Source organism: Flavobacterium gelidilacus DSM 15343, from assembly GCF_000422685.1.
Taxonomy (GTDB): domain Bacteria; phylum Bacteroidota; class Bacteroidia; order Flavobacteriales; family Flavobacteriaceae; genus Flavobacterium; species Flavobacterium gelidilacus.
In genome coordinates this window covers 1-3700 of record NZ_AUGN01000036.1, presented here as the reverse complement: position 1 = coordinate 3700, position 3700 = coordinate 1, and the positions used below count along the sequence as shown (strand labels likewise).

4 protein-coding genes are annotated in these 3700 nt (G+C 28.9%); all 4 read right to left on the bottom strand.

The window, feature by feature from the left end:
* Positions 1–132 precede the first annotated feature (132 nt).
* The 4 genes from G507_RS0109525 to G507_RS0109510 all read right to left on the bottom strand — a co-directional run bounded on the left by G507_RS0109525 (position 133) and on the right by G507_RS0109510 (position 3547).
* Positions 133–423, bottom strand: coding sequence for a helix-turn-helix domain-containing protein (locus tag G507_RS0109525; protein ID WP_026717265.1), 291 nt, complete (start codon positions 421–423; stop codon positions 133–135).
* Positions 424–425: 2 nt separating this feature from the next.
* Positions 426–767 (bottom strand): type II toxin-antitoxin system RelE/ParE family toxin, encoded by a 342-nt coding sequence (locus G507_RS0109520; RefSeq protein WP_026717264.1) that lies wholly within the window; start codon positions 765–767, stop codon positions 426–428.
* Positions 768–1365: 598 nt separating this feature from the next.
* A complete protein-coding gene (locus G507_RS0109515) occupies positions 1366–1974 on the bottom strand; it encodes a DUF6705 family protein (protein ID WP_026717263.1) in 609 nt (202 codons plus the stop codon).
* A 1-nt stretch (position 1975) separates the two neighbouring features.
* Positions 1976–3547, bottom strand: a complete 1572-nt coding sequence (locus G507_RS0109510; protein ID WP_026717262.1) for a hypothetical protein — start codon at positions 3545–3547, stop codon at positions 1976–1978.
* Positions 3548–3700: the final 153 nt, after the last annotated feature.

The following is a 3700-nucleotide window of genomic DNA, read 5'->3' as shown; positions in this document are numbered from 1 at the left end:
CGGCTTTATTTCAGTTTTGCTGATTGATAACCAAGCCTTAACAAATATAGACAAATTTTAGATTAAAAAAATTCCAAAATAGAAAAAAACCAAGCCTGCAAAATTGAATAAAACCGTTGTTAACAGATGTAGTTATAGTTCTATTTGTATATTAACTTTGCCACCAAAACCTTTCTCCACAATATCATATAAAGTTTTCAGTGTTAAGTTACTTCCGTTGTTTTCTATTCTTGAAATATATTCACGTTTTTTATCAACTAATTCGCCAAGTTCAGTTTGTGTTAAGTGCTTTTCTTCACGAGCTTTTTTTAAGAGCAATCCAATTTTAAATCCTTGGAATTCTCTTTCAAGTTCATCACGTCTCACGCTTCCTTTTTCACCGTAAACATTGTTTTTTATTTCTTTCCAGCTTTTAGTTTCCATAATTATTTAGATTTTTCTGTGTAATATTTAGTCATTAATTTCAACGCTTTTTCAATTTCATTTTTTGGTGTTTTCTGCGTTTTCTTTTGAAATCCATTTAAAAGTATAACAAGTTTTCCTTTGTCAAAGAAGCAAAACACACGCCAAATATTTGAGCCAAGTTGAATTCTTGCTTCGTAAAGTCCATTTGTTCCTTCCATAGATTTCAAATAATTGGAAGGAATTCTTTCTAAAGTTTCAATAGCCTCAATTATTTTGAATATTTTATCCTGAACCTTTTTTGGTTGCTCAAGAAGAAACTCTTCAAAGTGATTTTCATATGCTATAACTTCACGTACTTTCATTTTTCAAAGGTAACTTAAAAGTTACTTAATTTCCAAATGTTTTATGAAAAATTTGATTTTAACGAGATTTTCTAAGACTATATCTGTTAACGTTTTGCGGCTTGAAGCAGTAGTGGTGTGTTATTACCAAGCCTTCACAAATATAGACAAAAAATTAAATTAAAAAACAAACCTTCGGAAAAAAGACCCAAACCCACTATTGCTACAAACCGCTGTTGTAGGCAGTACTTCTTGTGAAGAATACTTATCAATTCCAACGTATTAGGCAGTTTCTTTCGTCAGTTCGGTAATTTTCTAAAAATGTATGACATATATCTAAAAATGTATGACATAATTCTTCTGATGTATGACATAAATCTAAAAATGTATGACATAATTCTTTTGATGTTTGCTATATATCTAAAAATGTATTGCATAATTCTCTTGATGTACGAGAGTTTTCTAAATTAGTACGCTATATTTCTTTTGATGTATTGCATATATCTAAATGAGGTAGCAAGAAATCTAAATAGGGTAGGTAATTATCTAAATAAAAATAACAAAAGACTTATTGCGTGAGCAATAAGTCTTTTTGTTTATAAGAGTTTTTTTATTTACTTTATTCTTTAACAAAAGTTAAATAAGTAAAAACAGGAACACTTAAGTATTTCGGATCATTTGGGTCTGTTGTCATTGAAGTTCTTGTCCAAATAAATACGTCTAAATATTCTATATTATTAACTTGGTAATGTTTAGCAGCTAAACTAGCAAATATATATTCCCTACCAGGTTGAGTAAAATAGAAACGAATTCTAAAATCATTTAAATCATCGCAACTTGGACATAAAGGATATGAATTATTATCTAACATAACTCTTTCGGAAGTAATATTATTATTATAAGGATCAGCACAATTTAAATTTGATATTGTGTTGACTTCTTCTGTACCATTAACTTTATAAATATATTCTCCCACTAATTTATCTTCGTACATTTTGGTGACATCATTATAGAACATTAATTTTTTCTGAAAAGTTATTTTAAATTCTTTATTACCATCAGTATGAACCCAAGTACCTGTAAACATATCAAAATCATTAAAGGTGTCTTTTGAATATGAATTATCCACAGCTTTGGAAGAAGGTCTGTTTTCTCGTATAGGATAAATAGGTGTTTGTGCTTTGCAAGCAAAACCCAGAAGTATAAATAGTATAATTATTTTTTTCATTTTAACAGGGTGTTTTTATTAATATTGTTATTCCGTTTTGTGTACCTAAAGATAATTTTTCCCAATCACCAGTAGGATTGTTGTTAATGTCAAATTTTTTTCTGTATAAAGAAATTCCAAAATTCTGTTTAGAATTAATATATTGTAAATACTTTATGGCTAAATTATCTTGATTAACAGTGTTCCAATTATTACCATCACCCCATTCATAGTCGTTTTTCAAATCATTATCCATTTTTTTTATTTTTTCTAGATTACTAGAACCATAAAAAGTTGAATTATATAACGACCCAAAATTAGAAATATTATCTGGAACAATTGCATAAAGATTGCCATGTGGTGAATTACTCAAATCTGCTGAAGTATGACTGTTTGAAATAATAAAATTAAATGGCAAGTCATCAAAGTTGACATTATTTGAATCACTTGGTTGTTGATAATTTAAACACATATATGATAAAGTTACCAAATCTTCTATACTAGGTATAGGATATAAACCATCAGTATGTACGTGAACTGTACCAAATGTTGTATTATAATAAGTACCAGAAGTATGGTTTTCTGTGTTGTTGGTTGTTGGTGTTGCAAATAAAAAATCTAATGGACCTTTATTAAATTGTATTGAACTCTCTCTAATAGAAGTAGTATTACTTTTTAATGATTTAATACTATTATTTATAATTGCGTTATTAGTAACATTGGTTAGTTTTACACAATTAGTATCTTCCTGTTCTTCCTCTTCTAACACTGGGCAAGTTGGACAACTATTTGGAGAAGTAGAGCCATTGCCATGAATATTAGGATCAGAGCCATCATAAGTAGAATTGTCGTTTGGGTCTGAACCATTACTACCATTCCCTCCAGTAGTACCTCCTGTATTTCCTGGTCCAGAGTCCCCTGTCCCAGAATCACCACCACTCGAATCGCCTGTTCCTGAATCACCACCACCACTTGTGAAAAAGAATGTCTCATTCCAGCATTGCCCTTCTGTTGAATAACCGCCACAATCATATTCTGTTCCTGCATTTGTGCAGAAATAAACAAAAACACGAATAATTACAATAGCTTCTTTGTTACTTGGAGAACCATCTACTGTTAATATTTCTGATTCACTTATACCATTTTCTATAATTTCACTTTCAGTTTTAGATAAATTTTTTAAAGTATTGTATTTAACAATGTATCCTATACTATTATCTCTAATTTGGTTATATAAGACTAAATTTTCTAATTTACCATCAATATTATCATCGCTTACTATTTGCAATGTATAAGTAATTTTACCATCAATTTCTATAACTTTTACAGGTGAGTCTATAATACTGAAGCCATAATTTTCTTCAATTACAGACCTGCCAAGTTTGTCTATTTTAACGATTTTCTTTTTTGGAATTCTTTTTACAGCTTGATTAAATAAGTTTGTTTTAATTAACTCGCTATATTTTACTTGTTCAATTTTAAATTTTTCGGTATGATTATGATTTTTAATTAAATCTTCTTCATAAGCACAAGATAAAATAATTATACTCAAAATAAATGAGAGTAAAAATTTAATGTTTCTGTTTTTTTTCATGTAAACGTTGTATTTAGTTAATAATTAATTTTTCGCAATTTTTGACCGAGTATTGCCTACAACGGTTCTCGGCTAGCGAAAGTGGTTTGAATTAATCACTGACCACAACAAATATAGAATAAAATTGTGAATCATAGAGGTTTTTCCGAAGGA

Bases quoted from the DNA above. Each gene is read 5' to 3' on its own strand.
- G507_RS0109525 (WP_026717265.1), bottom strand. From the start codon at position 423: ATGGAAACTAAAAGCTGGAAAGAAATAAAAAACAATGTTTACGGTGAA.
- G507_RS0109520 (WP_026717264.1), bottom strand. From the start codon at position 767: ATGAAAGTACGTGAAGTTATAGCATATGAAAATCACTTTGAAGAGTTT.
- G507_RS0109515 (WP_026717263.1), bottom strand. From the start codon at position 1,974: ATGAAAAAAATAATTATACTATTTATACTTCTGGGTTTTGCTTGCAAA.
- G507_RS0109510 (WP_026717262.1), bottom strand. From the start codon at position 3,547: ATGAAAAAAAACAGAAACATTAAATTTTTACTCTCATTTATTTTGAGT.